General features: G+C 65.8%; 27 protein-coding genes. 14 read left to right on the top strand and 13 right to left on the bottom strand.

The genetic code is table 11. From position 1 onward, the window contains the following. Positions 1-53 precede the first annotated feature (53 nt). On the top strand, positions 54-4010 hold the full coding sequence (locus tag CH290_RS00165; RefSeq protein ID WP_019665535.1) for a DNA-directed RNA polymerase subunit beta': 3957 nt from the start codon (positions 54-56) through the stop codon (positions 4008-4010). Positions 4011-4086: 76 nt separating this feature from the next. Here the strand turns inward: CH290_RS00165 and CH290_RS00160 are convergent, their stop codons facing one another. Continuing rightward, positions 4087-4503 (bottom strand): VOC family protein, encoded by a 417-nt coding sequence (locus CH290_RS00160; protein WP_019665534.1) that lies wholly within the window; start codon positions 4501-4503, stop codon positions 4087-4089. 101 nt (positions 4504-4604) lie between these two features. Between CH290_RS00160 and CH290_RS00155 the strand changes: the two genes are divergently transcribed. Next, a complete protein-coding gene (locus CH290_RS00155) occupies positions 4605-6212 on the top strand; it encodes an alkaline phosphatase D family protein (protein ID WP_020112667.1) in 1608 nt (535 codons plus the stop codon). 23 nt (positions 6213-6235) lie between these two features. Here the strand turns inward: CH290_RS00155 and CH290_RS00150 are convergent, their stop codons facing one another. Together CH290_RS00150 and CH290_RS00145 are read right to left on the bottom strand one after the other, a co-directional pair. Continuing rightward, on the bottom strand, positions 6236-7858 hold the full coding sequence (locus tag CH290_RS00150) for a GMC oxidoreductase (protein ID WP_019665532.1): 1623 nt from the start codon (positions 7856-7858) through the stop codon (positions 6236-6238). Between the two features lie 130 nt (positions 7859-7988). After that, entirely contained in the window at positions 7989-8354 is a 366-nt protein-coding gene (locus tag CH290_RS00145) for a VOC family protein (RefSeq protein ID WP_026347865.1), read from the bottom strand. Positions 8355-8452: 98 nt separating this feature from the next. Between CH290_RS00145 and CH290_RS00140 the strand changes: the two genes are divergently transcribed. Together CH290_RS00140 and CH290_RS00135 are read left to right on the top strand one after the other, a co-directional pair. Next, positions 8453-9421, top strand: coding sequence for an MsnO8 family LLM class oxidoreductase (locus CH290_RS00140; RefSeq protein WP_026347864.1), 969 nt, complete (start codon positions 8453-8455; stop codon positions 9419-9421). Positions 9422-9521: 100 nt separating this feature from the next. Beyond that, positions 9522-9725 carry a hypothetical protein gene (locus CH290_RS00135; RefSeq protein WP_019665529.1) on the top strand — a complete coding sequence of 68 codons (204 nt, stop codon included), beginning with the start codon at positions 9522-9524 and terminating at the stop codon, positions 9723-9725. Between the two features lie 6 nt (positions 9726-9731). On the opposite strand, the gene CH290_RS00130 is transcribed toward CH290_RS00135, so the two are convergent. Further along, entirely contained in the window at positions 9732-10223 is a 492-nt protein-coding gene (locus CH290_RS00130) for a SixA phosphatase family protein (protein ID WP_019665528.1), read from the bottom strand. 83 nt (positions 10224-10306) lie between these two features. Between CH290_RS00130 and CH290_RS00125 the strand changes: the two genes are divergently transcribed. From CH290_RS00125 to CH290_RS00100, 6 genes are read left to right on the top strand one after another with little or no spacing between them, the layout of a single operon-like run. Next, positions 10307-10906, top strand: a complete 600-nt coding sequence (locus CH290_RS00125) for a biotin transporter BioY (protein WP_495677184.1) — start codon at positions 10307-10309, stop codon at positions 10904-10906. After that, entirely contained in the window at positions 10903-12051 is a 1149-nt protein-coding gene (locus CH290_RS00120; protein ID WP_019665526.1) for an AMP-binding protein, read from the top strand. The genes CH290_RS00125 and CH290_RS00120 overlap by 4 nt, the downstream gene beginning before the upstream one ends. Continuing rightward, a complete protein-coding gene (locus CH290_RS00115; RefSeq protein ID WP_019665525.1) occupies positions 12048-13181 on the top strand; it encodes a thiolase family protein in 1134 nt (377 codons plus the stop codon). Before CH290_RS00120 ends, CH290_RS00115 begins: the two co-directional genes overlap by 4 nt. After that, positions 13178-13858 (top strand): energy-coupling factor ABC transporter ATP-binding protein, encoded by a 681-nt coding sequence (locus tag CH290_RS00110; RefSeq protein WP_019665524.1) that lies wholly within the window; start codon positions 13178-13180, stop codon positions 13856-13858. Before CH290_RS00115 ends, CH290_RS00110 begins: the two co-directional genes overlap by 4 nt. Further along, positions 13855-14454 (top strand): energy-coupling factor transporter transmembrane component T family protein, encoded by a 600-nt coding sequence (locus tag CH290_RS00105; RefSeq protein ID WP_019665523.1) that lies wholly within the window; start codon positions 13855-13857, stop codon positions 14452-14454. Before CH290_RS00110 ends, CH290_RS00105 begins: the two co-directional genes overlap by 4 nt. Positions 14455-14469: 15 nt before the next feature. Further along, entirely contained in the window at positions 14470-15879 is a 1410-nt protein-coding gene (locus tag CH290_RS00100; protein ID WP_019665522.1) for an AMP-binding protein, read from the top strand. Here CH290_RS00100 and CH290_RS00095 read toward each other — a convergent pair. The 3 genes from CH290_RS00095 to CH290_RS30910 form a co-directional block, all read right to left on the bottom strand. After that, a complete protein-coding gene (locus CH290_RS00095; RefSeq protein WP_019665521.1) occupies positions 15792-16586 on the bottom strand; it encodes an acyl-[acyl-carrier-protein] thioesterase in 795 nt (264 codons plus the stop codon). The genes CH290_RS00100 and CH290_RS00095 overlap by 88 nt on opposite strands. 28 nt (positions 16587-16614) lie before the next feature. Continuing rightward, on the bottom strand, positions 16615-18048 hold the full coding sequence (locus tag CH290_RS00090; RefSeq protein WP_020112666.1) for a C40 family peptidase: 1434 nt from the start codon (positions 18046-18048) through the stop codon (positions 16615-16617). A gap of 71 nt (positions 18049-18119) precedes the next feature. Next, complete coding sequence (locus tag CH290_RS30910; RefSeq protein WP_254924978.1) at positions 18120-18254, bottom strand: hypothetical protein; 135 nt, start codon at positions 18252-18254, stop codon at positions 18120-18122. A gap of 2 nt (positions 18255-18256) precedes the next feature. On the opposite strand from CH290_RS30910, the gene CH290_RS00085 reads away from it, so the two are divergent. After that, entirely contained in the window at positions 18257-18652 is a 396-nt protein-coding gene (locus tag CH290_RS00085) for a RidA family protein (RefSeq protein WP_019665519.1), read from the top strand. On the opposite strand, the gene CH290_RS00080 is transcribed toward CH290_RS00085, so the two are convergent. From CH290_RS00080 to aroQ, 3 genes are read right to left on the bottom strand one after another with little or no spacing between them, the layout of a single operon-like run. After that, positions 18649-19218, bottom strand: a complete 570-nt coding sequence (locus CH290_RS00080; RefSeq protein WP_019665518.1) for a vitamin K epoxide reductase family protein — start codon at positions 19216-19218, stop codon at positions 18649-18651. The two genes, CH290_RS00085 and CH290_RS00080, sit on opposite strands and share 4 nt — an antisense overlap. A 4-nt stretch (positions 19219-19222) precedes the next feature. Then, complete coding sequence (locus CH290_RS00075; protein ID WP_019665517.1) at positions 19223-19960, bottom strand: DsbA family protein; 738 nt, start codon at positions 19958-19960, stop codon at positions 19223-19225. Positions 19961-20017: 57 nt separating this feature from the next. Next, positions 20018-20452 carry a type II 3-dehydroquinate dehydratase gene (gene aroQ / locus CH290_RS00070; protein ID WP_170947486.1) on the bottom strand — a complete coding sequence of 145 codons (435 nt, stop codon included), beginning with the start codon at positions 20450-20452 and terminating at the stop codon, positions 20018-20020. A gap of 67 nt (positions 20453-20519) precedes the next feature. Here aroQ and CH290_RS00065 point away from each other — a divergent pair, with 67 nt between their 5' ends. After that, a complete protein-coding gene (locus CH290_RS00065) occupies positions 20520-21806 on the top strand; it encodes an MFS transporter (RefSeq protein ID WP_020112665.1) in 1287 nt (428 codons plus the stop codon). A gap of 21 nt (positions 21807-21827) precedes the next feature. Here CH290_RS00065 and CH290_RS00060 read toward each other — a convergent pair whose 3' ends face one another. Together CH290_RS00060 and CH290_RS00055 are read right to left on the bottom strand one after the other, a co-directional pair. Further along, on the bottom strand, positions 21828-23480 hold the full coding sequence (locus CH290_RS00060) for an adenylate/guanylate cyclase domain-containing protein (RefSeq protein WP_033188623.1): 1653 nt from the start codon (positions 23478-23480) through the stop codon (positions 21828-21830). Beyond that, positions 23477-23875: a helix-turn-helix transcriptional regulator gene (locus tag CH290_RS00055; protein WP_230594049.1), complete on the bottom strand. Its 399-nt coding sequence runs from the start codon at positions 23873-23875 to the stop codon at positions 23477-23479. The genes CH290_RS00060 and CH290_RS00055 overlap by 4 nt, the downstream gene beginning before the upstream one ends. 64 nt (positions 23876-23939) lie before the next feature. On the opposite strand from CH290_RS00055, the gene CH290_RS00050 reads away from it, so the two are divergent. Next, positions 23940-24335 (top strand): DUF6841 family protein, encoded by a 396-nt coding sequence (locus CH290_RS00050; protein ID WP_033188622.1) that lies wholly within the window; start codon positions 23940-23942, stop codon positions 24333-24335. A gap of 112 nt (positions 24336-24447) precedes the next feature. After that, positions 24448-26538 carry a glycosyltransferase family 39 protein gene (locus tag CH290_RS00045; protein WP_371828576.1) on the top strand — a complete coding sequence of 697 codons (2091 nt, stop codon included), beginning with the start codon at positions 24448-24450 and terminating at the stop codon, positions 26536-26538. Positions 26539-26581: 43 nt separating this feature from the next. On the opposite strand, the gene CH290_RS00040 is transcribed toward CH290_RS00045, so the two are convergent. Beyond that, on the bottom strand, positions 26582-26994 hold a 413-nt coding region (locus tag CH290_RS00040), incomplete at its 5' end, for an HNH endonuclease signature motif containing protein (protein WP_141216222.1).

Raw genomic sequence — 26994 nt, 5'->3', positions numbered from 1 at the left:
CGACTTGATCTGATTCGCACAGCACAACACCCATCACGGGGAAAGGAAGTTACGTGCTCGACGTCAACTTCTTCGATGAACTCCGCATCGGTCTCGCGACCGCGGAGGACATCCGCAATTGGTCCTACGGCGAGGTCAAGAAGCCGGAGACCATCAACTACCGCACGCTCAAGCCCGAGAAGGACGGCCTCTTCTGCGAGAAGATCTTCGGCCCCACCCGGGACTGGGAGTGCTACTGCGGCAAGTACAAGCGCGTCCGCTTCAAGGGCATCATCTGTGAGCGCTGCGGCGTCGAGGTCACTCGCGCCAAGGTGCGTCGTGAGCGCATGGGCCACATCGAACTGGCCGCTCCGGTCACCCACATCTGGTACTTCAAGGGTGTTCCGTCACGCCTCGGTTACCTGCTCGACCTGGCACCGAAGGATCTCGAGAAGATCATCTACTTCGCTGCCTACGTCATCACCACGGTCGACGACGAGCTCCGCCACAACGAGCTCTCGACGCTCGAGGCCGAGATGGAGGTCGAGAAGAAGGCTGTCGCCGATCAGCGTGACGCCGACCTCGAGGCACGCGCTCAGAAGCTCGAAGCCGACATCGCCGAGCTCGAGGCGGAGGGCGCCAAGTCCGACGTCCGTCGCAAGGTCAAGGACGGCGGCGAGCGCGAGATGCGTCAGCTCCGTGACCGCGCGCAGCGTGAGCTGGATCGTCTCGAGGAGATCTGGAACACCTTCACCAAGCTGGCTCCGAAGCAGCTGATCGTCGACGAGCTCATCTACCGCGAGCTCATCGACCGGTACGGCGAGTACTTCACCGGTGCCATGGGTGCCGAGTCGATCCAGAAGCTCATGCAGAACTTCGACGTCGACGCCGAGGCCGAGAACCTGCGCGAGACCATCCGCAGCGGCAAGGGCCAGAAGAAGTTGCGCGCTCTGAAGCGTCTGAAGGTCGTCGCCGCGTTCCAGGCCGGCCGCAACTCGCCGATGGGCATGGTTCTCGACGCCGTCCCGGTCATCCCGCCGGAGCTTCGTCCGATGGTGCAGCTCGACGGTGGACGTTTCGCGACGTCCGACCTCAACGACCTGTACCGCCGTGTCATCAACCGCAACAACCGACTCAAGCGACTGATCGACCTCGGTGCTCCCGAGATCATCGTCAACAACGAGAAGCGGATGCTGCAGGAGTCGGTCGACGCCCTGTTCGACAACGGCCGTCGTGGACGTCCGGTCACCGGACCGGGTAACCGTCCGCTGAAGTCGCTGTCCGATCTGCTCAAGGGCAAGCAGGGTCGTTTCCGCCAGAACCTCCTCGGTAAGCGTGTCGACTACTCGGGCCGTTCGGTCATCGTCGTCGGCCCGCAGCTGAAGCTGCACCAGTGTGGTCTGCCGAAGCTCATGGCTCTCGAGCTGTTCAAGCCGTTCGTGATGAAGCGTCTGGTGGATCTCAACCACGCGCAGAACATCAAGTCGGCCAAGCGCATGGTCGAGCGTCAGCGTCCGCAGGTGTGGGACGTTCTCGAAGAGGTCATCGGCGAGCACCCCGTGCTGCTGAACCGTGCACCTACCCTGCACCGGTTGGGCATCCAGGCGTTCGAGCCGCAGCTCGTCGAGGGCAAGGCCATCCAGCTCCACCCGCTCGTGTGTGAGGCGTTCAACGCCGACTTCGACGGTGACCAGATGGCTGTCCACCTTCCGCTGTCGGCCGAGGCTCAGGCCGAGGCACGCATCCTGATGCTGTCCTCGAACAACATCCTCTCGCCGGCCTCGGGCCGTCCGCTCGCCATGCCGCGTCTGGACATGGTGACGGGTCTGTACCACCTCACGCGTCTCGACGCGGGTGCCGTGGGCGAGCGCGTCGATGCCAAGACCGACGAGCCGGAGTTCGGTGCGTACTCGTCGCCTGCCGAGGCTCAGATGGCAGTGGACCGTGGCGCTCTTCGGGTGCAGTCGCAGATCAAGGTTCGTCTGACGAACCAGCGTCCGCCGCTGGACCTCGAGGCCGAGCTGTTCCCGAACGGCTGGAACCGCGGCGATGCATGGACCGCGGAAACCACTCTGGGACGCGTCATCTTCAACGAGCTGCTCCCGGCGGACTACCCGTTCGTCAACGAGCAGATGCCGAAGAAGCGTCAGTCGACCATCATCAACGATCTCGCCGAGCGTTACCCGATGATCGTCGTCGCACAGACTGTCGACAAGCTGAAGGACGCAGGCTTCTACTGGGCCACGCGTTCGGGTGTCACCATCTCGATCTCCGACGTCCTCGTGCCGCCGGAGAAGCCGCAGATCATGGAGACCTTCGAGGCTCAGGCCGATCAGATCGAGAAGAAGTACCAGCGTGGCGCACTCGACAAGGTCGAGCGCAACTCTGCGTTGGTCAAGATCTGGCAGGACGCGACCGAGCAGGTCGGTAAGGCCATGGAGGCGCACTTCCCCGACGACAACCCCATCCCGATGATCGTGAAGTCCGGCGCAGCCGGAAACATGACTCAGGTGCGGTCGCTCGCCGGCATGAAGGGTCTGGTGACCAACCCGAAGGGTGAGTTCATCCCGCGTCCGATCAAGTCTTCCTTCAAGGAAGGCCTGACGGTCCTCGAGTACTTCATCAACACGCACGGTGCTCGTAAGGGTCTGGCCGACACGGCGCTTCGTACCGCCGACTCGGGTTACCTGACGCGTCGTCTCGTCGACGTGTCGCAGGACGTCATCGTTCGCGAGGTCGACTGTGGCACCGAGCGCGGAATCGTCACGACCATCGCCGAGAAGCTCGCCGACGGCACGATGATCCGCGACGCACACGTGGAGACCAGCACACGTGCTCGCACGCTGGCCACGGATGCGGTCGACGAGAACGGCAACATCATCGTCGCTCGTGGACACGACGTCGGCGATCCTGCCATCGATGCTCTGATCGAGGCCGGCATCACCGAGGTCAAGGTCCGTTCGGTGCTCACCTGCACCACCGGCACCGGCGTCTGCGCTACCTGCTACGGCCGTTCGATGGCCACCGGCAAGCTCGTCGACATCGGTGAGGCCGTCGGTATCGTCGCCGCACAGTCGATCGGTGAGCCCGGTACCCAGCTGACCATGCGTACCTTCCACCAGGGTGGTGTCGCCGGAGATGACATCACCGGTGGTCTGCCTCGTGTGACGGAGCTGTTCGAGGCACGTGTGCCGAAGGGCAAGGCTCCTATCGCGGACGTGTCGGGACGCATCCAGCTCGAGGACGGCGATCGTTTCTACAAGATCACCATCATCCCGGACGACGGCGGCGAAGAGGTTGTCTACGACAAGCTCTCCAAGCGTCAGCGTCTGCGCGTCTTCAAGCACGACGACGGCACCGAGCGCCTTCTGGCGGACGGTGACCACGTCGAGGTCGGCCAGCAGCTCATGGAAGGTGCTGCCGATCCGCACGAGGTGCTGCGCGTGATGGGTCCTCGCCAGGTCCAGATTCACTTGGTGAACGAGGTCCAGGAGGTCTACCGCAGTCAGGGCGTGTCGATCCACGACAAGCACGTCGAGACGATCGTGCGCCAGATGCTCCGTCGCGTGACGATCATCGACTCCGGCTCCACCGAATTCCTGCCCGGTTCTCTGACCGAGCGCAGCGAGTTCGAGGCGTCGAACCGTCGTGTCGTCGCCGAGGGTGGCGAGCCCGCAGCCGGACGTCCGGTTCTGATGGGTATCACCAAGGCGTCGCTGGCCACCGACTCGTGGCTGTCGGCAGCGTCCTTCCAGGAGACCACTCGTGTGCTCACCGATGCGGCTATCAACACCCGCAGCGACAAGCTCATCGGTCTCAAGGAGAACGTCATCATCGGTAAGCTCATCCCGGCTGGTACCGGCATCAACCGGTACCGGAACATTCAGGTGCAGCCCACCGAGGAGGCACGCGCTGCGGCATACGCAGTGCCGTCGTACGACGATCAGTACTACAGCCCGGACGGCTTCGGCCAGAACACCGGCGCCGCAGTGCCGCTCGACGACTACGGTTTCTCCAACGAATACCGCTAGGACTCACAGCAAGAGCCCCGCATCCGATTGGGTGCGGGGCTTTTGCGTGTTCCCAGCCGAGTTCCCAGCCGAGTTCTCAGCCGTGGTGGCAGACGGCTTCGAGATCGATGCCATTGAGATCGCGTACGAACGAACCGTAGTAGGTCGCGTGGTACTCCGGCTGCAACCCGGGAGCCCTGAGTTCGGTGGCACCGGCCGCGAGTGCGGCCACGTGAAACGCGTCGACCGTCGCCCGGTCCGGTGCACTGAAGGCCATGTGTGTGTGCGGACCGATCCGTGAGCCTGGTGCGTCGACGATCCAGAAGAACGGTTTCACCGCGGCCCAACCGAACGCGATCATCGCGAGCTGATCGGGTCCGACCGGCACTCGCATGATCTCGGTGATGCCCAACGGTTCGAGGGCTGCACTGTAGAACTCCGCGCTGGCCGCGAGATCGTGGACGCCGAAGTTCAAGTGGTCGATCTGGGATCCTGTGCGATCGAGTGATGTCATGAGTCCAGAATGCACGGTATTGCGGACACCGACAGTCCGCGTTCATCGAAATGTCGGACGCCCGACAAGTCCAGTTCGTGCCCACGAGAGAGCCTCGGAGGATGGGGCAACGAGACGTGAACATCGGACGGGACATCTCTCTGCGAGGAGGGGCGACGAGGCGACAGTTTCTGACGTGGAGTGCGCTGGTCGGGGCGTTGGCGTTCGCTCCGGAACTGAACCCCGCCACGGCGAGTGCGCAGTCGGGAACGCCCAGCAGCTATCCGTTCCGCCTCGGGGTCGCGTCCGGTGATCCTCTGCCGGATTCGGTGGTGCTGTGGACGAGACTCGCCACGGATCCGTTCGCGCCTGCCGGTGGTATGACGCCGGGTGTGGTGCCGGTGCAGTGGCAGATCGCGGCCGACGAACGCTTCACCCGGGTGACGGCGCAGGGCGTCGAACTCGCGACGGAGTTCGACGGGTGGTCCGTCCACGTGGATGTGCGTGGCCTCGAGCCTGCACGCGAGTACTTCTACCGGTTCCTGGTCGGCCCGCACGCCAGTGCGGTCGGTCGGACGAAGACTGCGCCGGCCGCCGGGCAGCCGCTGAGCAGGCTCGATTTCGGGTGGGCGTCGTGCCAGAAGTGGGAGGACGGGTACTTCGGTGCCTACGCGGATCTGGCGGCGTCGAACCTCGACGTCGTGTTCTTCCTCGGGGATTACATCTACGAGTACGCGGTCAAGGACGAGGGTGCCCGGGCCGGTCGACCGAGGCCGGAGTCCGCGAGCCGAGAAACCATGCAGCTCAGCGACTATCGTGACCGGTACGCGATGTACAAGGCCGACGAGAACTTGGCGGCAGCGCATGCGTCGGCGCCGTTCGTGTCGGCGTTCGACGATCACGAAGTGGACAACAACTGGGCTTCGCAGATCAGTCAGGACGACGACGATCCGGTGCTGTTCCTGAACAGGAGGGCCGATGCGTTCAAGGCATGGTGGGAGAACACTCCGGTGCGTGCCAATCTGAAGCCGCAGGGCCCGGACATGAAGGTCTACCGCCGTCTGAGTTTCGGTGACCTCGTGGACTTCTCGGTGCTGGACACGAGGCAGTACCGCAGCGACCAGGCCAACGGAGACAAGGAACACGCGCAGAACGCGGAGACGGCCGATCCGTCGCGCACCATCACCGGCGCCGAGCAGGAGAAGTGGATTCTCGACGGTTTCGCGTCGCCGTCGAAGTGGAATTTCCTTGCGCACCAAACGGTCATCTCGGATCTAGCACAGGGCTTGGACGGCGATCGCAAGGTCGGAATGGATCCGTGGAGCGGATACGAGGCGTCCCGTCATCGGATTCTCGACGGCGCACGGGAGCGCGGGACGACGAATGTCGCGTCGATCGTCGGCGACATCCATCGCACGATCGTGTCGGAACTCCGGCGGGACTACCAGGATCAGGCGTCTCCGGTGGTGGGTGTCGAGATCGCGACGACGTCGATCGCGTCGGGCAAGGACGGCGCCGACGTGGACACGACGGGTGCGGCGATCGCGAACGGCTCGCCCCACGTGAAGTACGGCAATGCGCGTCGCGGTTACCTGCGGTCGACGCTCACTCCGGGTGAATGGCGTTCGGAGGTAAGGGTTCTCGACGCGGTGTCGACGCCGGGGGCGTCCGTCCGGACGGCGACGACGGTCACCGTTCCGGACGGTCGCCCGGAGATCCAACTGGGTTGAGCGGCACGGGCGGCGGAGCCGCTCTACCGCCCGTCGGCGATGATCCGGGCGATGTTGCGCTCGGCCAACGCCGTGATGGTCAGCGAAGGGTTGGCGGCGCCCGTGCTGCCCGGGATGAGGGCGCCGTCGACGACGTACACGCCGTCGTGTCCCTTGACGCGGCCGTAGGAGTCGGTGACGTCGCCGATGACTGCGCCGCCGAGGGGGTGGGCGGTGAAGGTGTCGTCGACATCGCGGGTGAACGGCTCGGCGGAGACGACGGTGCCGCCTGCTTCGGCCATCCGGTTCTGTACTGCGCGTAGTGCTTCCACGGTGTCTCGGCTGCCGCCCTTGGGCCAGGACAGAGACATCGAGTCGGTGGCCGAGTTGTAACTGAAGTTGGCGCGCAGCGGGTCGATCGTCATCCCGAGGGATCCGATGAACCCGAGATCCCACGGGACTCCGGGCACGTACCAGTTCTCGACGGTCAGGGGTAGGCCGGAATCGTCGACGATGCGTGACGCGCACGGCGCGGCCTGGGGGACTCCGGCCGCGGGGCCGAGAGATCGGGTCATGGAGGCGTCGCCGTTGGTCCCCCACCCGCGTCCGACGAATTCGTTGAGGTTGCCCAGTGCGCCGGTGGCCTGTGCGCGCAGCAACAGTTCGGTGGTGCCGATGGATCCGGCGCCGAGTACCAGCTTGTCGCATGTCAGGGTGCGCGTTTCGAGTACGTTGCCCTCGGGATCGACTCGGCGTACCTCGACGCGGTATCGGCCACCGGATTCGGTGCCGATGGACGCGACCTCGTGGCTGTGAGCGACGAGTGCATTGCCGGTGGCTTCGGCCTGCGGGATGTAGTTCTGGGTGAGGTCGTGCTTGGCGCCGTTGGAGTTGCCGAACGTGCTGGCGCCGACGGTTGCCGACGGGCGGGATCGGCCGGCGATCTCGTCGCGGACGACGTTCCAGTTCCAGTTGCCGTCGACGGCCTCGGGAGTGAAGCCTGCTCGTCGGGCATGGTCGTCCCATGTGCGCGAGTGCGCGAAGTTGGGACTGCCCAGGATGTCGGCAGGGATCGGCGACGGCAGCAGCATCGACCGGGCTTTCGGGTACCAGGTGCCTGCCATCTCGTCGTAGGACAGGCGTCCACCGAAGGACATGTCGAAGAATCGGCGATCCGGTGCGATGGTGACGCCGGTGTAGACGACGGAACCTCCGCCGACTGCGGCGGCGCGCCAGACCGACAGGTTCTCGAAGCGAGTGGTGTCGAGGACACCACCGAAGTGATCGACGGGCCCGACGGGTAGTCCGGTGATGTTGGTGAACGAGCTCTGACGCCACAGGCCGCGTCCGTCGGCGGTCATGTCGGAGGTGAAGATGTCCCGCCACGGGTCTCGCGGCCACCGCAGGCCACGTTCGAGGACGGTGACCTTGGTGCCGGACTGGGCGAGGCGCAGCGCCGCAGCACTGGCGCCGAAGCCGGATCCGATCACGATGACGGGGGAGTGGTCCGGTGGGCGAGGGGGGTCGGCGAAGAGTTCGGGAACGAGGCCACGGATGGACCCGACCCCGATGGGAATGGCACCGGCTCGACCTGCCGAGGCGAGCGGCGGTACTGCCAATCCGGCGATTCCAGCTGCCGCCAGTTGCAGCAGTTGACGTCGCTTCACGTGTGTAGCCCCCTGCAGTTCTTGAACCCTGTTCGTCCCGACCACCGGCCATTGTTCCTCATTCGGACACCGAAAAGCGACCGGATGTCCGTGACCTTGGGATATTTCCAGATCGGCCGTGCCGGGGGCCTCAATACTGTGGCAGCTGCTGGACGGCCCACTTGTTTCCGTCGGGGTCCGCGAAGAACACGAACTTGCCCCAGCCCATGTCGACGACGGGGTCGATGTCGAGTCCGGCGTCGATGAGGTGTGCTCGAGCTTCCTCCGCGTCGGCGACGACCACCTGGAGTCCTTCGACGCTGCCGGGGGCGGCGTCGGTGATGCCGCGTCCGACGGCGATGGAGCAGGCGGATCCCGGGGGAGTCAGCTGCACGAACCTGATGTCCTCGGTGGGACTCGAGTCGTGATCGGCGTTGAATCCGATCTTCACGTAGAAGTCCTTCGCGCGGTCGACGTCGGAGACGGGAATGATGACGAGTTCGAGTTTGATGTCCATGCCGATCATTCTGAACCCGATCGCGGACAGAAACGGTCCTCTTCGGTGACTGAAATCCCGTACGAAATATGCCCGACGCGATACTGGTTGGTGTGAGTGTGCGCGTCTCCGTTCTCGATCGTTCTCGAACCCGTCTGGGGTCGCCGGACGCTGCTGCGCTGACGGCGACGATCGAACGTGCTGTCCACGCGGAGCAGCTCGGCTTCCACCGATTCTGGGTCGCCGAGCACCACGGTGTCCCCGGTATCGCGAGCGGAGCTCCTCCGGTGTTGCTCGCGGCGATCGGAGCCAGGACGTCGACCATTCGACTCGGGTCGGGCGGGGTGATGTTGCCCAACCATCAGCCGTTCGTCGTGGCCGAGCAGTTCGCCGTGCTCGAAGCGTTGTATCCGGGTCGTGTCGACGCCGGGGTCGGGCGGTCGTTGGGATTCACCGGTCCCGTGCGCGAGGCCCTTCGTACGAGCGCTGCGGATACGTTCGAGGACGATCTGGGCGAGCTACGGCGATATCTCGACGGGTCGGGTCCGGTGACGGTACGGCCGGCGACCGCGTCGCCTCCGGTGTTCGTGCTCGCGACGGGGCAGGGGTTGGCGATCGCGGCTCGCGCGGGGTTACCGGTGGTGGTGGGTGGACCGATACTGAAGGGCGACGCGTCGGCGATCGAGGTGTACCGACGTCGCTTCCGGCCGACCGAGTCCAATCCCGAACCGTCAGTGGTTGTTTCGCTGGACATCACCATCGCCGACAGTGCCGAGCGGGCGCGTGAACTGGTGCTGCCCGAGGCATGGGCCATGGCGCAGTCCCGGCGGACCGGAGAATTCCCACCGTTGATGTCGCCGTCGGACATCGATGTGGATTCGGCGCCGCCACGGACGCGAGAGCGCGTCGAGCGGTCCATCGCGTCAGGTGTCCACGGAACTCCGGACGAGGTTGCGTCCCAGCTGGACAAGCTGATCGACCGGACGGGCGCCGACGAGATCCTCGCGTCGACGTCGACGTACGACAGGGATGCACTGTGGCAGGCCGACGCGGCGCTGATCCACCTGGTGCGTTCGCTGTCCCGCTAGGTCTTTCTGTGCTGCGGCGGCGCACAGCCGATGCGCGCTACTGTGGAGAACACGGCATAACGGACTCGCCTCGGACGTCCGCGACACAGGGAGGTTCCCCATGGCTGGCAAGAAGATCGATCGCGTTCATGCGCAGACGGCACTCGAGACGGTTCGCGAGAACCCGGGCATCGCCCTGATCGCCGCAGCTCCGGCGCTCATGGTGTTTGCCGTGGTGTGGTGGCTGGCAGGCTTCGGCACTGCGCTGCTGTTGCTGATCGCTCTCGGCGTCGTCGGGTTCGTGGCCGCCAAGCTCAAGAGCTGACGCGCGCTAGCGGGGTACGTGGTAGCGGGTCAGTAGCCCGGTGCCACGTCCGATCTCGGCCCACGACGTGTCGAATGTCAGAACGGCGATCGCCGACGTCGGGAACTTCCTGCCGATCTCGATGGCGGCTTCCGAACCATCGGCTTCGGCCAATTCCAGTGCAGTGAACGGTATTCCAGGCGCATGCCCGACGACGAGGAGTGTGTGCACCGCGTCGTCGGTCAGCGCGATCTCGTCGATGATCTCGTCCGGTGATGCGCCGTAGATACGCTCCTCGAAGGTCACGGGGGCCTCGATTGCCGTCGCGACGAGGGTCTCGCGGGTGCGGGTGGCCGTCGAGCACAGAACTGCGTCGACCGTGCCGACGTCCGAGACGATCCACTGACCACCGAGCGCCGCTTCACGCTGTCCACGCTCGGCGAGCGGGCGATCGTGGTCGGGAACACCGTCGGGGTAGCCGGACTTGCCGTGTCGCATCAGGACGAGGGTGCGCGTCATGGATACCACCGTATCGGGACACACGCAGTGAAGCGGACCTGCTACCTTGAACGCCGTTCAAGTTTGCATCACGAGGAGTGGTCATGTCAGGTTCCGAAGGCGTACAGGAGTCACCGGTGGCGGGTTCGAGGTTTCACGTCTCCGCGAGAGACATGGCGCAGGTCGCCGTGTTCGCCGCGCTCATCGCAGCTCTCGGACTCGCCGGGGCCATCACGGTCGGCTTCAGTGGTGTTCCGATCACGCTGCAGACCCTCGGTGTCATCCTGGCGGGCGCCGTTCTCGGACCACGCAAAGGCGTCATCGCGGTCGCGGTGTTCATCGCGTTGACCCTGATCGGGCTGCCGCTGCTCTCGGGCGGCCGTACCGGGCTCACCGCGCTGGCGGGGCCGAGCGCCGGCTACCTCGTCGGCTGGATCCCTGCCGTCTTCGTGATCGGGTTGCTGACCGTACGGATCCTGCCGAAGTACCCCGTCGTGCTCGGACTGCTCGCCAACGCGATCGGCGGCATCGTCGTGGTCTACATCTTCGGAACCATCGGTTTGCTGCTGCGCACGGACCTGAGTGTGTGGGCCGCGGTCTCCACCAACTTCGCCTTCGTTCCCGGCGACCTCGTCAAGGTCGTCATCGCCACCGTCGTCGCGAAGAGTGTTCACCGGGCGTACCCGGGCATCGTCCACACGTGAAGTTGCCGCATTCCGCGGACGCTCTTGCGATCGACTGGGCAGGCACCCGGCTGACCTACGCGCAGTTCGACGCCGCGGTCGAAGCCTGGCCCGCACCTCCGCTTCACGAACACTCGGCACACGACGCGTCGGAACTCGCTGTTCCCGATGCGTTGATCTGCGTGTTCGCGGCAGCCAGGCAGGGCCGAGCGGTGCACGTCGAGGACCCTGCAGCCAGGCCCGATCGACAGTCCGTGCCTGCGGACGCCTGGTTGCTGATCGGCACGTCCGGGTCGACGGGTAGGCCTCGGCCGCTTGCTCGCACCGTGCGGTCCTGGACGGACAGCTTCGACGAGTTCACATCCGTCACCGGAATCGTCGAGTCCGACCGGGTGCTCGTCACCGGTCCGTTGCACGCGACCATGCACTTGTTCGCCGCCGTCCACGCCCTGTGGGTCGGTGCGTGCGTCACCGACGATCCGCGTGGCGCGACGGTCGCTCACGCAGTGCCCGCGGTCCTCCGAACTCTCGTCGAGACCGCCCCGGAACTGCGCCTCGCAGTCGTAGCAGGCACGACTTTCGATTCCGGGGCAGCCGAGGGCTGGAGTGGAGCCGGCAGGAACGACCGATTCGATCGACGACATCTCCGTGTGGTCGAGTACTACGGGGCGGCCGAACTGTCGCTCGTCGCTACCCGCGTGGTCCCGGAGCCGCTGCGGTTGCTTCCAGGTGTGGACGCGGAGATCCGCGACGGCCTGCTGTACGTCAGGTCGCCGTACCGCGTTCTCGGTGCCGACGAATGGGTCGGCGTCGGGGACCTGGCCGATCTCGGGTCGGACGGCGAACTCGTCGTTCACGGCCGAGGGGACGCCGCCGTCGACGTCGGTGGCACGACGGTCATCGCCGAGGACGTCGAAAGACTGCTCGACGCGATCGACGGAGTGCGCGCGTCGGCGGTCGTCGGGACACCACATACGGTCCTCGGGGCGACGGTGACTGCCGTCCTCGAACTGGACGACCCGGTCGTCCTCGATTCCGTCAAGGCCCGTGCTCGCGCCGCACTCCAGAAGGAAGCAGTCCCGAGGCGATGGGTTGTCGTCGACCGTCTACCTCGCACCGGCAGCGGAAAGATCGCCCGCGCCCGAGTGAGAGACTCGTTGCCATGAGTCGGTCTGCGTACAAGGCTGCTGCGCCGGTCCTCGTTGCCCCACGTCGAACACCGATCGGCAACGCCGGCCACGGATTCTCCCGGCTGACCACGACGGATCTCGCGGCACCGGTCCTCACCGCCGTGCTCGATACGCTGCGCGACGCCGGGGCACCGGACCAGGTGGACGACGTCGTCCTCGGCAACTGCCTCGGCCCCGGCGGCGACCCGGCGCGAATCGCATCCCTGGCCGCCGGGCTCGGCGTCGACGTGCCCGGCGTGACCGTGGACCGGCAGTGCGGTTCCGGCCTCGACGCGGTCGCACTCGCCGCCGCCCGAATCCGCAGCGGCGAGGACGACCTGATCCTGGCCGGCGGCGTCGAATCCGCCAGCACCGCACCGTGGAGACTCTGGCCGGAGACGCGCGAGCGCTACACCCGTGCCCCGTTTGCTCCTCCCGGTTTCCCCGACCCCGACATGGGAGTCGCGGCGGACGATCTCGCCAGGATTCGAGGGATCAGCCGAGAACGTCAGGACGCCTATGCGGCACGTTCGCATGCGCTGGCCGCGCAGACGGAGTTCTCGTCCGAGATCGTTCCGATAGCAGGCGTCGACCGCGATCAACGAATTCGATCGAACATGACCGAGGCCAGGTTGAGCCGACTCCGTCCGGCATTCACGCCGGACGGCACCGCGACCGCGGGCAACTCGTGCGGAATCTCCGACGGCGCAGCCGTTCTCGCCGTGGCGACGCAGGCGGGTGCACACGGCTTACCAGCGCTGCGTGTTCTCGGATCCGCGGTGGCGGGGTCGGATCCGTCGCTGCCCGGTCTCGGCCCGGTTCCCGCCATCGAGAAAGTGTTGCGCCGTAGCGGAGTTGCGCTGTCCGATGTCGGGGTCGTCGAGATCACCGAGGCGTTCGCATCCGTCGTACTCGCAGTCGCCGACGAACTGGACATCGACGAGGATCTGCTGTGCCCGCAGGGCGGTGCCATTGCGATGGGGCACCCGTGGGGTGCGTCGGGCGCAATCCTGCTCGTGCGGTTGGCGACTCGGATGTTCGCGTCGGACGGGCCGGAACTGGGATTGGCCGCGTGCGCCATCGGCGGCGGCCAGGGAGTAGCAATGATCGTGGAGCGTGTGCAATGAGCGAGATCGTGTTCGAGCAGGTTCGTCACGCCTTCGGTGAGCGAGAAGTGTTGCGGGGCGTCGATCTCACCATCACCGAGCGCCGTGTGGGCATCATCGGGTCCAACGGATCCGGCAAGTCGACGCTGGCGCGGACGATCAACGGGTTGCTCGCGCCGACGTCCGGGACAGTGACCGTCGACGGCATCGACGCAGCGAAGAAGGGCGCCCAGGTCCGTAAGAAGGTGGGGTTCGTCTTCACCGACCCGGACACGCAGATCGTCATGCCCACGGTCGCGGAGGATCTCGCGTTCTCGCTCCGCAGATCGGGACTGAGCAAGCCCGAGATCGCCGAGCGAGTCCAGGACATACTGACGAGGTTCCGCCTCGACGGACACGCCGAGCACCCCGCGCATCTACTGTCCGGCGGTCAGAAACAGCTCCTGGCAATCGGAGCCGTCCTGATCCGCAGGCCGGAGGTCGTCGTCGCCGACGAGCCGACCACTCTGCTCGATCTCCGCAACGCCCGAGTCGTCGCCGACGCGTTGGACTCCATCGATCAGCAGGTCATCGTCGTCACTCACCAGCTCGCTCTTCTCGAGTCGTTCGAGCGCGTCATCGTCGTCGACGACGGTGTTGTTGCGTTCGACGGCACCCCCGACGCGGCGGTTCCGGCATATCGGGAGTTGGTCCTGTGATCGGGCTGTACCGGCCGGGGAACTCTCTGCTGCATCGGTTGCCTGCGGGTACCAAGCTGCTGCTCCTGCTGGCGTCGATCATCCTCGCCACGATCTTCGCGCGCACCCCCGTGGACGTCGGGGTGATCGCACTCGTCGTGGCCGGGTTGTTCGGCGTGGCACGTATTCCGCTGAAACTTGCTACGGCGCAGCTACGTCCCGTGCTGTGGATGGTGCTGATCATCGGTGTCTTCCAGGTGATCATCACCGACTGGAAACGCGCGGTGGTGGTGTGCGGAGTGCTCGTGATCTCCGTTGCCCTCGCCGCACTCGTCACGTTGACGACCCGAGTGACGGACATGCTGGACACCGTCACTCGCGCGCTCGGGCCACTTCGGCGGTTCGGTGTCGACCCCGACCGCATCGGTCTGATGCTCGCCCTCGCCATCAGGTGCATCCCGGTGCTGGCCACCATCGTGCACGAGGTGTCCGAGGCGCGCAAAGCGCGCGGATTGCAGTGGTCCATGACTGCACTCGCCACGCCCGTCCTGGTTCGCGCACTCCGCACCGCCGACGCGATGGGCGATGCCCTCGTCGCTCGTGGCGTCGACGATTAGCGGGGCGATCAGCGCGTGAGCCCGCTACTCACCGACCGCATCGCCGGTCACGCACGCGAGAATCCCGAGGCGATCGCCGTCGTCGACCGTCGGGAATCGGTGACGTACGGCGATTTCTGGGAACGGGTCCGCCGCACCGGTGCCGGGATGAACGGCATGCGACGCGTCGCGGTTCTTCCGACGTCGGACGTCGGCTCGCTCGTCGCGGTGACCGCGGCGATGGCGTCGGGAATCGGTGTGGTGTTGTTGCACAGGCACTTGCTGCCCGGTCAGTTCGGCAGGGTCGTCGAGCTCGCCGCCCCGGACGTGGTGATCGCTGCGCAGCAACAGCATCGACGGGTGGCATCGCTCGGCTGGCCCGACCCGGTCGTCGGTCTGGACGGGCGGGGGCCGCACGGGAGTCCCACCGAGGGCGGTGAACTCCTGGTCGGGATCACGTCGGGAAGCACCGGTGAGCCCAAGCTCTTCGTACGGAACCAGCGTTCGTGGGCCAGGACGCTGGACCGCAGCGACGCCGTGTTCGACGTTCGGCGGGGAGATCGCGTGTCGACGCCGGGGGTGCTGGACCACACGCATTTCCTGTACGGCGCGCTGCACGGGCTGACACGGGGTGCGGCCGTCGACGTCCGGCCCGTGGTCGACGCACTGAACAGTGGCGCGACGCATCTCTATTCGGTGCCGACGATCGCGTGGGACGTCGTGCGCGCCGATGTCGGCCCGGTAGGGAGTGTGCGTGAAGTGCTCTCCAGTGCGGCCCGCTGGCCGGAGTCGGGGCGTCGAACACTGCAGAACGTGCTGCCGAACGCGTCGCTCGTTCACTTCTACGGCGCCTCGGAGCTGAGCTTCGTGTCCTACGATCGCGGCGTGAATCCCGGTGCGGGCACACTGTTCGACGGTGTCGAGGCGCGGATCGTCGACGGTGTCGTTCACGTGCGCAGTGACATGGTGTTCGACGGGTACCTGACCGACGGGGGACTCGCAGGCGGACCGGTCGACGGCTGGATGACGGTGGGAGACAGAGGAAGTGTGGACGGGTCGTCGCTGACTCTGTTCGGTCGTGATTCCGAGACGCTGATCCGGGGAGGGCTCAATGTCGAGCTCGCGCCGATCGAGCATGCAGCCCTGAGCATCTCCGGTGTTCTCGAAGCGGGAGTCGTTGCGATTCCCGACGCACGATTCGGTGAGGTACCCGCGCTCGCACTCGTCGTGAGCGCGGGCGCACCGCCCGTCGAGCGCATCCGTCGGTCGTTGCGTGAGGCCCTGCCCGCCCCCAGTGTGCCGACGCGGATCCTCGTGGTGCCCGCCCTGCCCCGCACACCGCGCGGCAAGCTGGACCGTCAGGCCCTCGGGGCGACCTTCGCGACGGAGCGCACCGCATCGTCGACGACGAACCACACGGTGAGCGCGCCGCCCTCGAAGCGGTGACGAATGGTCACGTGGTCGCCCGCCAGAATGGGGGAGAGATACTCGATGACGGCCCGGTGCGGGGCGTGCAACAGATCGGCGTGATCGACCAACAGTTCCTCGACGGCGTGCCAGTACGCGGCGTTGTTGACGTGGTTGAACGGGTCGATGTCGGTGGCGCGCAAGGGAAACTGCACGTCGGTGTGCGCGGGTGACGGCACCGGCTCGGTCAGCCAGGCCTTCCACCGCAACCGATGCTCGTCGGTGGTGCGTGCCAGCAGGGCCAAGGCCTCGTCGCTGATCCGGGTGGGCATACCGGTACTGGCACTGATGTTGATCCAGAATCCCTCGGTCTCGATGGACGCGCCCTTGTCGGTGGTGATGTTCACGCGCATGTTCGACCACCTCGTCGACATCGACGAGCACCACCGTCTCATGTGCACTCGGTCCGGGAACTCGACCGGGGTGTGCACGTCGATGACCGTGCGCCGCACGATCCAGAACGGGTCCGTGACGCCGAGCGAGGTGGCATCGAGATTGTCCGACCCGATGTCCTGCAGGTAGCGGGCCATACCGTCGAACCGCAGGCGGTTGTTCGGGTCGACGTCTCCGGTGCGGACGGTCCAGTTGGTCTCGAAGCCCTCGCCGTCGGCCGGCGCCGGAGCAAGAGGGTCGTCGAAGCCGACAGGTTCGGGGCTCCGCTGCGTTGCGCTGGTTCCGTCGGTCATGGTGAACGAACCTACCCGGCCGAGCGTGTCACAGGACCCGGCGCGCCTTCATTCCGTCGAACACCGGCCCGATCTTGACGACGTCGCCGAAGGTGGGCGCGTGCACCATCTGCCCGTTGCCGACGTAAATTGCGACGTGCCCGGGACCACCCGCCTGCCAGTTGCCGAACAGCAGGTCGCCGGGCTGAGCCAGCCCGAGCGGGATTTCGGTGCCGACGTTCCACTGCGTCTCCGACGTCCGCGGGAGGGTCACCTTGCCGCCGGACGCCTTGAAGATGGCGTAGGACGTCAGACCGGAGCAGTCGAACCCGCCGCCCGACGGTCCGTTGATGTTGCCGCCGCCCCACACGTACGGCAGGCCGAGATAGTTCATGGCGGACCGTACGGCGTTCGCGCCTGCACCGGCAATGTCCAGGGCGGAGAACGGGTTCAGTATCGCGGAGAACTGCATTTCCGTCGCCCGGATCTTCGCGACGTACGGCTTCGTCTGGTTCTCGTAATCCGGTGTACCGGAGGGCATCCCGCCGGAACGAAGGACTGCGCCCGCACCCGCGTTGTACCCGGCGATGGTCAAGTCGAGGGTGTCACCACTGACCCTGCCCTCGGACTTCCACTGCGAGACCTGACTGTGGATGTCGCACAACATGTTTCCCGACGCCATCACCGAATCCGCGATTCCGTTGATGTCGGCCACACCGTCACCGTCGGCGTCCTTGCCGTAGGTCGCCCACGTTCCCGGCATGAACTGCCCGGGGCCACGTGCCCCACTCGAGGACACCGGGGCCGTCGGACCGTGCCGGAACCCGTTCTCCGCGGCGTACAGCGCGGCAATGACGGGTGCCCCCACGCCGTCGCAGATGGCCCCGGCCTTCATGAGCCAGGGAACGAACGCGGTGATCGCACCGATAGGCGACGCGGACACTCCGGTGAACGTGGCGGGTACCCCGGGGAACAGCGCACGCCGAAGTGCCTCGGCGGCGGGCATGAACGCAGTCTGGGACACCAGATCGCCCAGTGAATACGTCGACGTACCGAACTGCAGGGCGCCGCTCGCGCTCGGTATCAGGGCTCCGAGCGATGTGATGGGCGAGCTCGTCACCGAGGCGACGGGCACCTGCGCCAGAGGCGGTGTGGGCGGTGCGTCCGTCGCGGCGCCCGCGTCCGCCGGTTCGGTCTCCTCGGTCTTTTCGGTGTCCGGCTCGTCCGGAAGCATCGGGTCGGCCGCGGATTCGATCGCGGCCGCGGCATCGTCGAGCATGGCGGAGGCGTCGTCGCGCTGATCGTCGGGAAGGGCCCCGAGAAGGTCGTCGAGTTGCTGTTGCAGACCGGGTGCGGCGTTCTCCGCGGATTCGGCGACGCCCGCAGCTCCGTCCTGGATCGGTGGGGGAAGGTCGGTCCCTGCTGCCGCCCCCGCTGCGGACACGATGACGGCCACGATGACTGCGATCGGATCGCCTGCCATGTAACAACTCCTGGTGCTGTGCGTCTCTCCCCAAAATGCTTCCATGCCCACTCATCCCCGCGTGAGGTGGCTCACATCATCATGCCCTGCGACGGCGCTCCGTGGTTCGGAATGCGCGGACGCAACCTACGCGTCGCATCTTCCATTGCGGCATCGGTGCGTAGGTTGGCGGTGCGTAGGTTGGCGGTGCGGACGAGAGGAGACACGAATGGACAAGCGAGTGGTGTCACCCGTGAGCGTGTGGGATCCCGGCGCTCAGTTGTTGTCTCAGTGTGTTGCGGTGGAGAACGCGTCGACGACGCTGTATCTGTCGGGCCAGACGGCGATCACGGCGGACGGTCAGTTCGCGGGAATCGGGGATGTCGAGGCGCAGATTCGTCTGGCGTTCGAGAACATTCGCCTGATCGTCGATGCAGCCGGTGGAGCCTTGGAGAACGTGGTCAAGCTGACCGTGTACTTCGTCGACATGGCACACCTCGACACCTACACCGCGGTTCTCGGTGAGTTGTTTCCCGAGACCAGGCCCGCTCAGACCGTCGTCGAAATCGTTCGGCTTGCGATGCCGGAGTTGCTGATCGAGATCGACGCCGTCGCGGCCCTTTAGACGAGCGTCGACCAGTAGTCCGAGAACCTGATGCCGACGAGGGCGATCACCACGGCGTACCAGAGCGCGAGGATCGTCCAACGCCATTCGAGCAGCAGCCTCGGGACGGTGCCTGCGCGCTCGCGGTCGACGAGTTGGGACAGCGTGACGACGAATATCGGCATCGTGACTGCCCAGACGACCATGCAGTAGGGGCACAGTGCGCCGATCTCGTAGAGGCTCTGGTCGATCAACCAGTGGATGAACACCTCGCCGAGCAGGGTGCCCAGCGACAGTCCGAGCCAGTACCAGTGCGGTAGTGCGACCTTCGCGAGGGTCAGGATTCCGGTGACGAGTACCACCGTGAAGGCGACGATCCCGATGATGGGATTGGGAAACCCGAACAGTGCGGCCTGATCGGTGGTCATCACCGAACCGCACGACAACACCGGATTCAAGCTGCACGACGGCACGTAGGACGAATCCTCGAGCAGTTTGAATCGTTCGATCGTCAGGGTCAGTGCCGCGAGGAGTCCGAGTACGCCGCCGACCGTGAGGACCCAGGCGGTGACCTTGCTGGTGGGCACTGCTCTACTGTGCCGCGGTGATCGCGGCCCGCAGGTTGTCCGGCGTCGGGACGTCGACGACGGTGCCGTTGACCGAGACGGTCGGGGTCCCGGTGACGCCGGAGTCGATGACGTTCTGCGTCTGGCTGGCGACGTAATCGGTGTAGGTGCCGTCGGTGATGCAGCTGCCGACGTCGACCTGAAGTGTCCGGGCGATTCCGTTCAGGTCGTCGTCGCTGAGGCCTGCGCCGCCCTCGGCGGGCTGCTGCTCGAACATGGCCTTGTGCCATGCAGGCCACTTGGAGATGTCGGCCTGCGCGACGCACATGCCCGCATTGGCTGCGCGCGTCGAGTAGTTCGTCGACGACATTCGGTCCAGGATTGCGATCGGCTTGTAGTCGACGGCAATGGTGTTGTCGGCCACGAGCTCGGAGAGGGTGTCGCCGGAGATCGCCTCGAACTGCTTGCAGGCTGGGCACTGGAAATCCTCGACGGCGGTGACGACGACGGAGGCATTCGGGTCACCGATGCGGATCGCACCGTCCTCGGTGACGACCGACGGCGTGGCAGCCGGGGTTGCGGTGGTGTCGTCGGAATTCTTCGACGCGATGTTGAAGCCGATGACGGCGATCAGCGCCACGAGAACGACGGCGACGCCGACCTGGATCAGGGTGCGGCGCTGTTTGTCCTTCTTGCCCTGCAGTGCCGCCGCAGCTGCCTGTGCCTTCTTCTTGCTGTTGTTGCTCGCCCTGTCTTTGCTCACCGATATCCCTCGTTCAGCCGAAATGCTCGACCCAGCATATGCAGGTGAACCTGAGGACTAGGTGAGAGAGACGAGCCGTTCGATGGCGAATCCGTAGCCCGCAATTCCGAGTCCGGCGATGACCCCGGATGCGATGGGGGAGACGAACGAGTGGTGACGGAACTCTTCTCGCGCGTGAACGTTGCTGATGTGGACCTCGATGATCGGTACTTCCGGGATCACCAGAGCGTCGCGGAGGGCGACGGAAGTGTGGGTGAGGCCACCGGGGTTGATGACGATTCCCGACACGCGCCCCCGTGCTTCGTGGATCCAGTCGATCAGGTGGCCCTCGTGGTTGGACTGCTCGGCTCGGACGGTTCGTCCGTGCGCGGCGGCGGTCTTCTCGCACAGTGCGACGACGTCGGCAATCGTCTCGTGGCCGTACACCTCTGGCTGACGCGTTCCGAGCATGTTCAGGTTCGGTCCGTTCAACACCAGGATGGGGTCGGCCATGGGCTTGCTCACTTTCGTCTTCGTCGCGTCCTGTCGGATTCGATCCTTGCACAGGGCACCGGGCAGAATGTGGGCAGTGAGAAGCGTGTGGGTGGTCTGGGGTGTCGGTGTCTTCGCATACATCGTCGCCGTGCTGCACCGCACCGCCTTCGGTGTCGCAGGGCTCGACGCCGCCGACAGGTTCGTGATCAGTCCGTCACTGCTGTCGTCGTTCGTCGTTCTTCAGGTCGTCGTCTACGCGGCGATGCAGATACCCGCTGGTGTGGTGCTGGATCGCGTCGGGTCTCGGAAGATGATCGCACTCGGCGCGCTGCTGATGACCGTCGCGCAACTGGTACTGGCATTCACCGATTCGCTTCCCCTGGCTGTGACGGCGCGTGCGTTCGTCGGAGTCGGGGATGCTCTGACGTTCATCTCGGTGTTGCGTCTGGTCCCGCAGTGGTTCCCGCCGAGGCAGGTTCCCATCGTGTCCCAGCTGACGGGTCTGCTCGGCCAGATGGGACAGATCCTGTCCGCGGTGCCGTTCCTCGTACTGCTCAACGGTCCGGGGTGGACGGTCGCGTTCGGCAGCGCTGCGTCGCTGGGACTCGTCGCCTTGGTCCTGACGCTCGCCCTGGTTCGTGATTCACCTCCCGGCACCGAGATCACCGAGAAGGCGACGTCGGTGCGTGAGACGTTCGCGACCATCGCGCAGGTGTGGAAGCGCCCCGGGACGCGGCTCGGGTTCTTCTCCCACACCGGTACGCAGTTCTCGATCACCGTGTTCGCGTTGTTGTGGGGTATCCCGTACCTGACGTCGGCGCAGGGGTTGTCGTCGTCGACGGCCGGCGCGCTGCTGTCGATCTCGGTGGTGGCAGCAGTGTTCTCCGGCGTCGGGCTCGGCATCCTCACCGGGCGGTATCCGATGCGACGGTCGTGGATGGTGCTCGCCATCATGATCAGCAATGCGGCGATGTGGGCAGTCGTGCTGGCACTTCCCGGTCCTGCTCCGCTGTGGCTGCTGGTCGTCCTGGTGGTCGTGATCTCCGTCGGCGGACCCGGTTCGGTCATCGGATTCGACTACGCACGTACCTTCAATCCGAGCGCCAACCTCGGCACCGCGCAGGGCATGGTCAACATCGGCGGATTCACCGCGTCGCTTCTGGTCATCGCATCGATCGGATGGATCCTCGACGCGTTCGGTGGCTACACGTTCGAGGGCTTCCGGGTCGCGTTCCTCGTCCAGTACCCGGTGTGGATCGTCGCGATCACCGGCGTCGTGCTGACCCGTCGCAAGACCCGCAGGCAGCTCGCCGACGAGGGTATCTACCCGCACACGATGCGCGAAATCCTCCAGCGCTTCCGGGACCGCTGAGCCGCGGAGCCGCCGGGACCGCTAAGCGTCGGAGACCGCCGAGACCTCGACCGGCGTCTGATATCCGCGCAGCTCCACCGGCCCGGTCGACTGCCAGTGACGCGCTTCGTCCGCGCCTGCGTCGTCGACGAGTCGGCTGCTGACCAGCACTCTGCCCGGCGCGAGTTTGGCGAGATCGGACAACCTCGCTGCACAGTTCACCGGCTCTCCGATGACGGTGTACTCGTATCGCTGCAGTGCTCCGATGTCCCCGGCGAACACATCACCTGCAGCAACGCCGATCCCGAAGTCCATAGGAGCGGAGCCGGCGGAGTGACCAGGGGTGGCGGGAGCGGAGCCGGCGGAGTGACCAGGGGTGGCAGGAGCGGAGCCGGCGGAGTGACCAGGGGTGGCAGGAGCGGAGCCGGCGGAGTGACCAGAAGTGGCGGGAGCGGAGCCGGCTGGGTTTTCGGCGGAGTTGCGGGTGTCGAGGGATCCGAGCGCGAGGCGTAGGCGTCGGGCAGCTTTCAAGGCGGCGGCAGCCGGGTTGTCGATGGGTTGGGGCGCGCCGAAGACGGCGAGTGCGGCGTCGCCTTCGAATTTGTTGATGAAGCCGAGGTTGTCGTCGACGGTGTCGACGACGATGGCGAGGAATTCGTTGAGTACTTCGGCGACGCGTTCGGGCGGATGGTCGACGGCAAAGGCCGTCGACCCGACGAGATCGATGAACAGGACAGCGGCGTACTGGACGTCGCCGCGGGGGAAGTCGGATTGTTCGAGTGCTCTCGAGGCGACCTGGGTGCCGACGTGTCGGCCGAAGAGGTCTCGTAGTCGTTCACGCTCGGTGAGTCCGCGCGACATGCTGTTGAACCCGCGTTGCAGGTTCCCGATCTCCGAGGAGTCGTAGACCGGGACGGCTACGTCGGTCCGTCCCTTCTCGATCTCCGTCATCCCTTGGCTTACTTCTCGCACCGGCTCGGACACCGATCGTGCGACGAGGATGGTTCCGCGGAGTCCGGTGCCGAGTGCGATTGCGGAGACGATGAGGATGGGCAGTTCGATCGGGGCGGGGATTGCGACGGGCTTTCCGGTCGAGTGCACGATGACGATCAGCGTGATCGCTGCCACCGGAATGGCCGTGCACACCAACCAGGTGAGGATCAGTCGTGCGAGCACGCTCAGCTCACGTCGCGCCGGGGTGCCCGTCGACGCCAGCACGGTGACGGGACGCAGTGACCTCTCGGTCAACAGGTATCCGGTTCCGGCGGTGGTGACCGCACCGAACACGGTGCCGATGACGATGAGTACCGTCACGTCGTGTTCCGCGTCGTGCGTCAACGCTGCCATGGAGAACCCGAATGCCAGCCACAGCGCGAGGTGCGACGCGGTGTGGTGCAGCGGAATCCGTGTCGCACGTTTCGATTGCTCGACCGTCGGGATGTCCTCGTGTGCGAACCACCGCAGGGTGGGCAGGATCAGCACGATGCCTGCGAGGGCTCCGACCGTGATGCCGAGCGGGACGATCCATCGGAATGCGCTGAATGCGGGGTCGGTCAGAATGCTGCCGACCGTCGCGGTCTCGGATCTCGCGAGCAACGCCACGACGAAGATCACCTGCACCGCAGCGGCGATGTTCAATGCGATCAGCGATGCCCCGTACTTGACGGCGACACGTCGGGCTTGCCGGGCGGTCACCGCAGTCCCCGAGGCTGCGACGGGGTGATTGCTGCGACGAGGGCGGTCATCGCGGACTGTGCGCTGTCGGTTTCCGTCGGCCCGAGCGCGGCGAGGGCCGCGATCAACGCGGCGATCTCCTCGAACGACAAATGCAGGGGAGCAGGCTTGTCGTGGCTGGGAAGTCGGCTGCCGCCGCCTGTTCCCGGTACCGACACGATCGGGACGCCGGATTCGACGAGACGGCGGCGGTCGCGTTCCACGGTTCTGGCGCTGACCTGTAGTTTCTCGGCCAGATCTTCCGTCGGTACGGGCAGTGGCGAGTCGGCGAGGATTTCGATGAGACGTTGCTGACGCACCACGCGTCGCAGCGTCAGGTGGTTGTCGCGTGAGTCGGAGCTCGTTTCGCGGGGCACAATCGGAGATTCTTTCCGATTACCGTCACCGGCGTGGCGGTAATCAACCGTAGGTTCTCCGTTCATGACCTCCACCAGCACCGAATCGATAGAGGACTTCTTCGACCGCTACACCGGTTGCCTGTCCTCGGGCGACATCGACGCCCTCGCGGACATCTACCACTATCCAGCTCTCGCGGTGTCGCCTCGCGGCTGCCTCGCCGTCACCGATCCACAGCAGACGCGTGACTTCTTCAGCCAGGGGCAGCAGTTCTACCGATCCCGCGGAATCCAGGGCGTCCGAGCGAAGGACATCGTGACCGACATCGAGGGCAACGGGATCTGGGTGGGACATCTGCTGCTCGAGAACCTCGATTCCGACGGCAACTCCGTCGGCGTGGAGCGCAACGCCTACCAGATCGTGCTCGACGCCGATGGAGCTCGCCGTATCGCGGTCACCACCCCTCTGGACGGTGTCTGACGCGTTCGACCTTGTCTGCGGTCCTTCACAGCATTTCTCGAGGTTGTTCCCAGCGGGGACGAACCCGGCCCGGTCACTCTGGTCCTCGACACCACCGACGGAGGACCTTTTCGTGACCACAACACTTCTGCCGCCGACACCAGCGGAACCGCAACCTCGGCATCGTAAGGCTGCGAGGTATGCGCCGAACCGCCACCACGTAGTGCTGGGCGTGCTCCTTGCGGCGACCGCCGTGCTGTACCTGTGGAACCTGACCGCCAGCGGATACGCCAACACCTTCTATGCCGCTGCGGCGCAGGCTGGTTCGAAGGACTGGACTGCGTGGTTCTTCGGTTCGCTCGACTCGGAGAACTTCATCACCGTCGACAAGCCGCCCGCATCGCTGTGGGTGATGGGATTGTCGGCTCGGATCTTCGGGTTCTCCAGCGCCAGCCTTCTGGTGCCGCAGGCATTGATGGGTGTGGGTGCGGTCGCTGTCGTCTACGCCGCAGTCAAGCGGGTCGCCGCGCCCACGGCAGGGCTCCTGGCGGGTGCGGTCTTGGCGTCGACGCCGGCGGCGGCGTTGATGTTCCAGTTCGACAATCCCGATGCACTGCTGGTGTTGCTGATGTCGATCGGCGGATACTTCGTCGTGCGCGCCCTGCAGACGTCTGTCGGTCGACGAGCGGCGATGTGGCTCGCGTTCGCCGGCGTCGCGCTGGGTTTCGCGTTCCTGACCAAGATGCTCCAGGGTCTGCTGGTGCTCCCGGCCTTCGGGTTGACGTACCTGGTTGCAGGGCAGGCGCGTCTGGGTGCTCGGTTGCTGCATCTCGTCGGTGCGTTCGCCGCGCTCGTCGCCGGAGCCGGGTGGTGGGTTCTGACCGTTGCGCTCTGGCCCGCCGATGCGCGCCCGTACATCGGAGGTTCGACGGACAACACCGTCATGGATCTGGTGCTCGGCTACAACGGACTCGGCCGCATCTTCGGATCCGACGGCAATGCCGGTGGCGGAATGGGCGGCGGTGGAATGGGAGGGGCCGCGGGTTCCAGTTTCGGCGGCAGCACGGGACTGGACCGGCTGTTCGGTAGTGAGATGGGCATCCAGATCTCGTGGCTGATCCCCGCCGCGTTGGTGGCACTGGTGTTCGGGCTCATTGCTCGGGGACGCGCACCGCGCACCGATCTGCTGCGCGCTTCGCTCGTTCTGTGGGGTGGTTGGTTCCTGGTGACGGGTTCGATCTTCAGTTACATGTCCGGAACCATCCACCCGTACTACACGGTGGCCCTCGCGCCGGCTGTCGCAGGCATGGTCGGGACCGGCGGCTATGCGTTGTGGATCGCACGCGAATCCGTGTGGGCGCGGCTCGGTCTGGCGTCGATGATGCTCGCGGCAGGCGGATGGGCCTGGGTTCTGTTGCACCGCAACGCTGACTGGCTGCCCGCTCTGAAGTGGATCCTGTTGCTCGGAACTGTCGTCGCCGCTGTCGCGATCCTCGGTGCGGGTCGGTTCCGTGTACTCGCCGTCATCGCTGCCCTCGTCGGCTCGATCGCAGGTCTCGGCGGCGGTGCGTCGTATGCCATCGCCACCTCGTCCACCGTCCACAGCGGATCCATCCCCACCGCGGGTCCCGTCGGTGCCGTCTCGGACTCCGGCATGGGCGGCGGTACCCCGGGTGGAGGTATGCCGGGTGGCGGTATGTCTGACGGCGCGGTTCCCTCGGGTGGGATCCCAGAGGGTGGTATGCCCGGTGCTGCCGCAACAACCGATGGTGCAGGTGCCGCCGGCCAAGTCCCGGACAGTCCGGTGGCCGGAGACGAAGCAGGTGTCATGGCTGGTGGTGGCCCCGGTATGGGTGGCGGTTCCGCTTCCAGTGATCAGGTGAACGCTCTGCTCGAGTCGGCCGACACCAGGTGGTCCGCTGCGGTGAACGGATCGCAGACAGCCGCGACCTACGAGTTGGCTACGGACACAGCGGTCATCGCTATCGGAGGGTGGAGCAGTGATCCCGCGCCGACTCTCGATCAGTTCATCTCCTACGTCTCGAATCACGAAGTCAAGTACTACATTTCCGGTGGCCGAGGCGGCGGAATGGGCGGCGGCATGCCCGGTGGTGGTGACTCGCAGTCCACATCGTCCGACATCGCGGAGTGGGTCGCAGCGAACTTCACCGCCACCACCGTCGATGGCGTCACCGTGTACGACATGAGCGGATACACAGGCTGACCGACAGTCCATGGACGCCGATTCATCCGAACCCCTGCACCGTTCAGAACGGTGCAGGGTCGTCGGTGTCATTAGTCGGTGGGGTGTGGGTGTTGTTTGCCGTGTTGTTGTTGGTGGTGGTGATGGGTCTGCGTTTGCGGGGTATGTGGGGGATGAGTGATTGTGCGGCGAAGTCGGTTGTTCCGTAGGTGTTTCCGGGGAGGGTGACTGCGGTGGTGCCGGAGTTCGATTGCCAGTGTTCGGCGGCTCCGGCGAGCATGGTGGGTGTCCAGGCGCCCATGGTCTTGAGGGAGTGGTGGTATCTGCAGAGGCAGTGGAGGTTGGTGAGGATGGTCCAGCCGCCGCGGGTGGGGTTGCGGTGGTCGAAGGCGATGACGTGGTCGATCTCGCAGCCGGCTGCGGGGACGTCGCATCCGGGGTGGCGGCAGGTGCGGTCGCGGTGTCGGACGAGGTCTG

The sequence above is a fragment of the Rhodococcus sp. 06-156-4 genome (assembly GCF_002259345.1).
GTDB lineage: Bacteria > Actinomycetota > Actinomycetes > Mycobacteriales > Mycobacteriaceae > Rhodococcoides > Rhodococcoides fascians_E.
This window is presented reverse-complemented; position numbering and strand designations above follow the sequence as displayed.

Excerpts from the sequence above, each read along its gene's own strand:
- aroQ (WP_170947486.1), bottom strand. The coding sequence starts at position 20,452 with ATGGCCGACCCCATCCTGGTGTTGAACGGACCGAACCTGAACATGCTC.
- CH290_RS00155 (WP_020112667.1), top strand. The coding sequence starts at position 4,605 with ATGGGGCAACGAGACGTGAACATCGGACGGGACATCTCTCTGCGAGGA.
- CH290_RS00050 (WP_033188622.1), top strand. The coding sequence starts at position 23,940 with ATGACCTCCACCAGCACCGAATCGATAGAGGACTTCTTCGACCGCTAC.
- CH290_RS00090 (WP_020112666.1), bottom strand. The coding sequence starts at position 18,048 with ATGGCAGGCGATCCGATCGCAGTCATCGTGGCCGTCATCGTGTCCGCA.
- CH290_RS00095 (WP_019665521.1), bottom strand. The coding sequence starts at position 16,586 with ATGACCGACGGAACCAGCGCAACGCAGCGGAGCCCCGAACCTGTCGGC.
- CH290_RS00085 (WP_019665519.1), top strand. The coding sequence starts at position 18,257 with ATGGACAAGCGAGTGGTGTCACCCGTGAGCGTGTGGGATCCCGGCGCT.
- CH290_RS00065 (WP_020112665.1), top strand. The coding sequence starts at position 20,520 with ATGTGGGCAGTGAGAAGCGTGTGGGTGGTCTGGGGTGTCGGTGTCTTC.
- CH290_RS00135 (WP_019665529.1), top strand. The coding sequence starts at position 9,522 with ATGGCTGGCAAGAAGATCGATCGCGTTCATGCGCAGACGGCACTCGAG.
- CH290_RS00115 (WP_019665525.1), top strand. The coding sequence starts at position 12,048 with ATGAGTCGGTCTGCGTACAAGGCTGCTGCGCCGGTCCTCGTTGCCCCA.
- CH290_RS00160 (WP_019665534.1), bottom strand. The coding sequence starts at position 4,503 with ATGACATCACTCGATCGCACAGGATCCCAGATCGACCACTTGAACTTC.
- CH290_RS00145 (WP_026347865.1), bottom strand. The coding sequence starts at position 8,354 with ATGGACATCAAACTCGAACTCGTCATCATTCCCGTCTCCGACGTCGAC.
- CH290_RS00110 (WP_019665524.1), top strand. The coding sequence starts at position 13,178 with ATGAGCGAGATCGTGTTCGAGCAGGTTCGTCACGCCTTCGGTGAGCGA.
- CH290_RS00125 (WP_495677184.1), top strand. The coding sequence starts at position 10,307 with ATGTCAGGTTCCGAAGGCGTACAGGAGTCACCGGTGGCGGGTTCGAGG.
- CH290_RS00130 (WP_019665528.1), bottom strand. The coding sequence starts at position 10,223 with ATGACGCGCACCCTCGTCCTGATGCGACACGGCAAGTCCGGCTACCCC.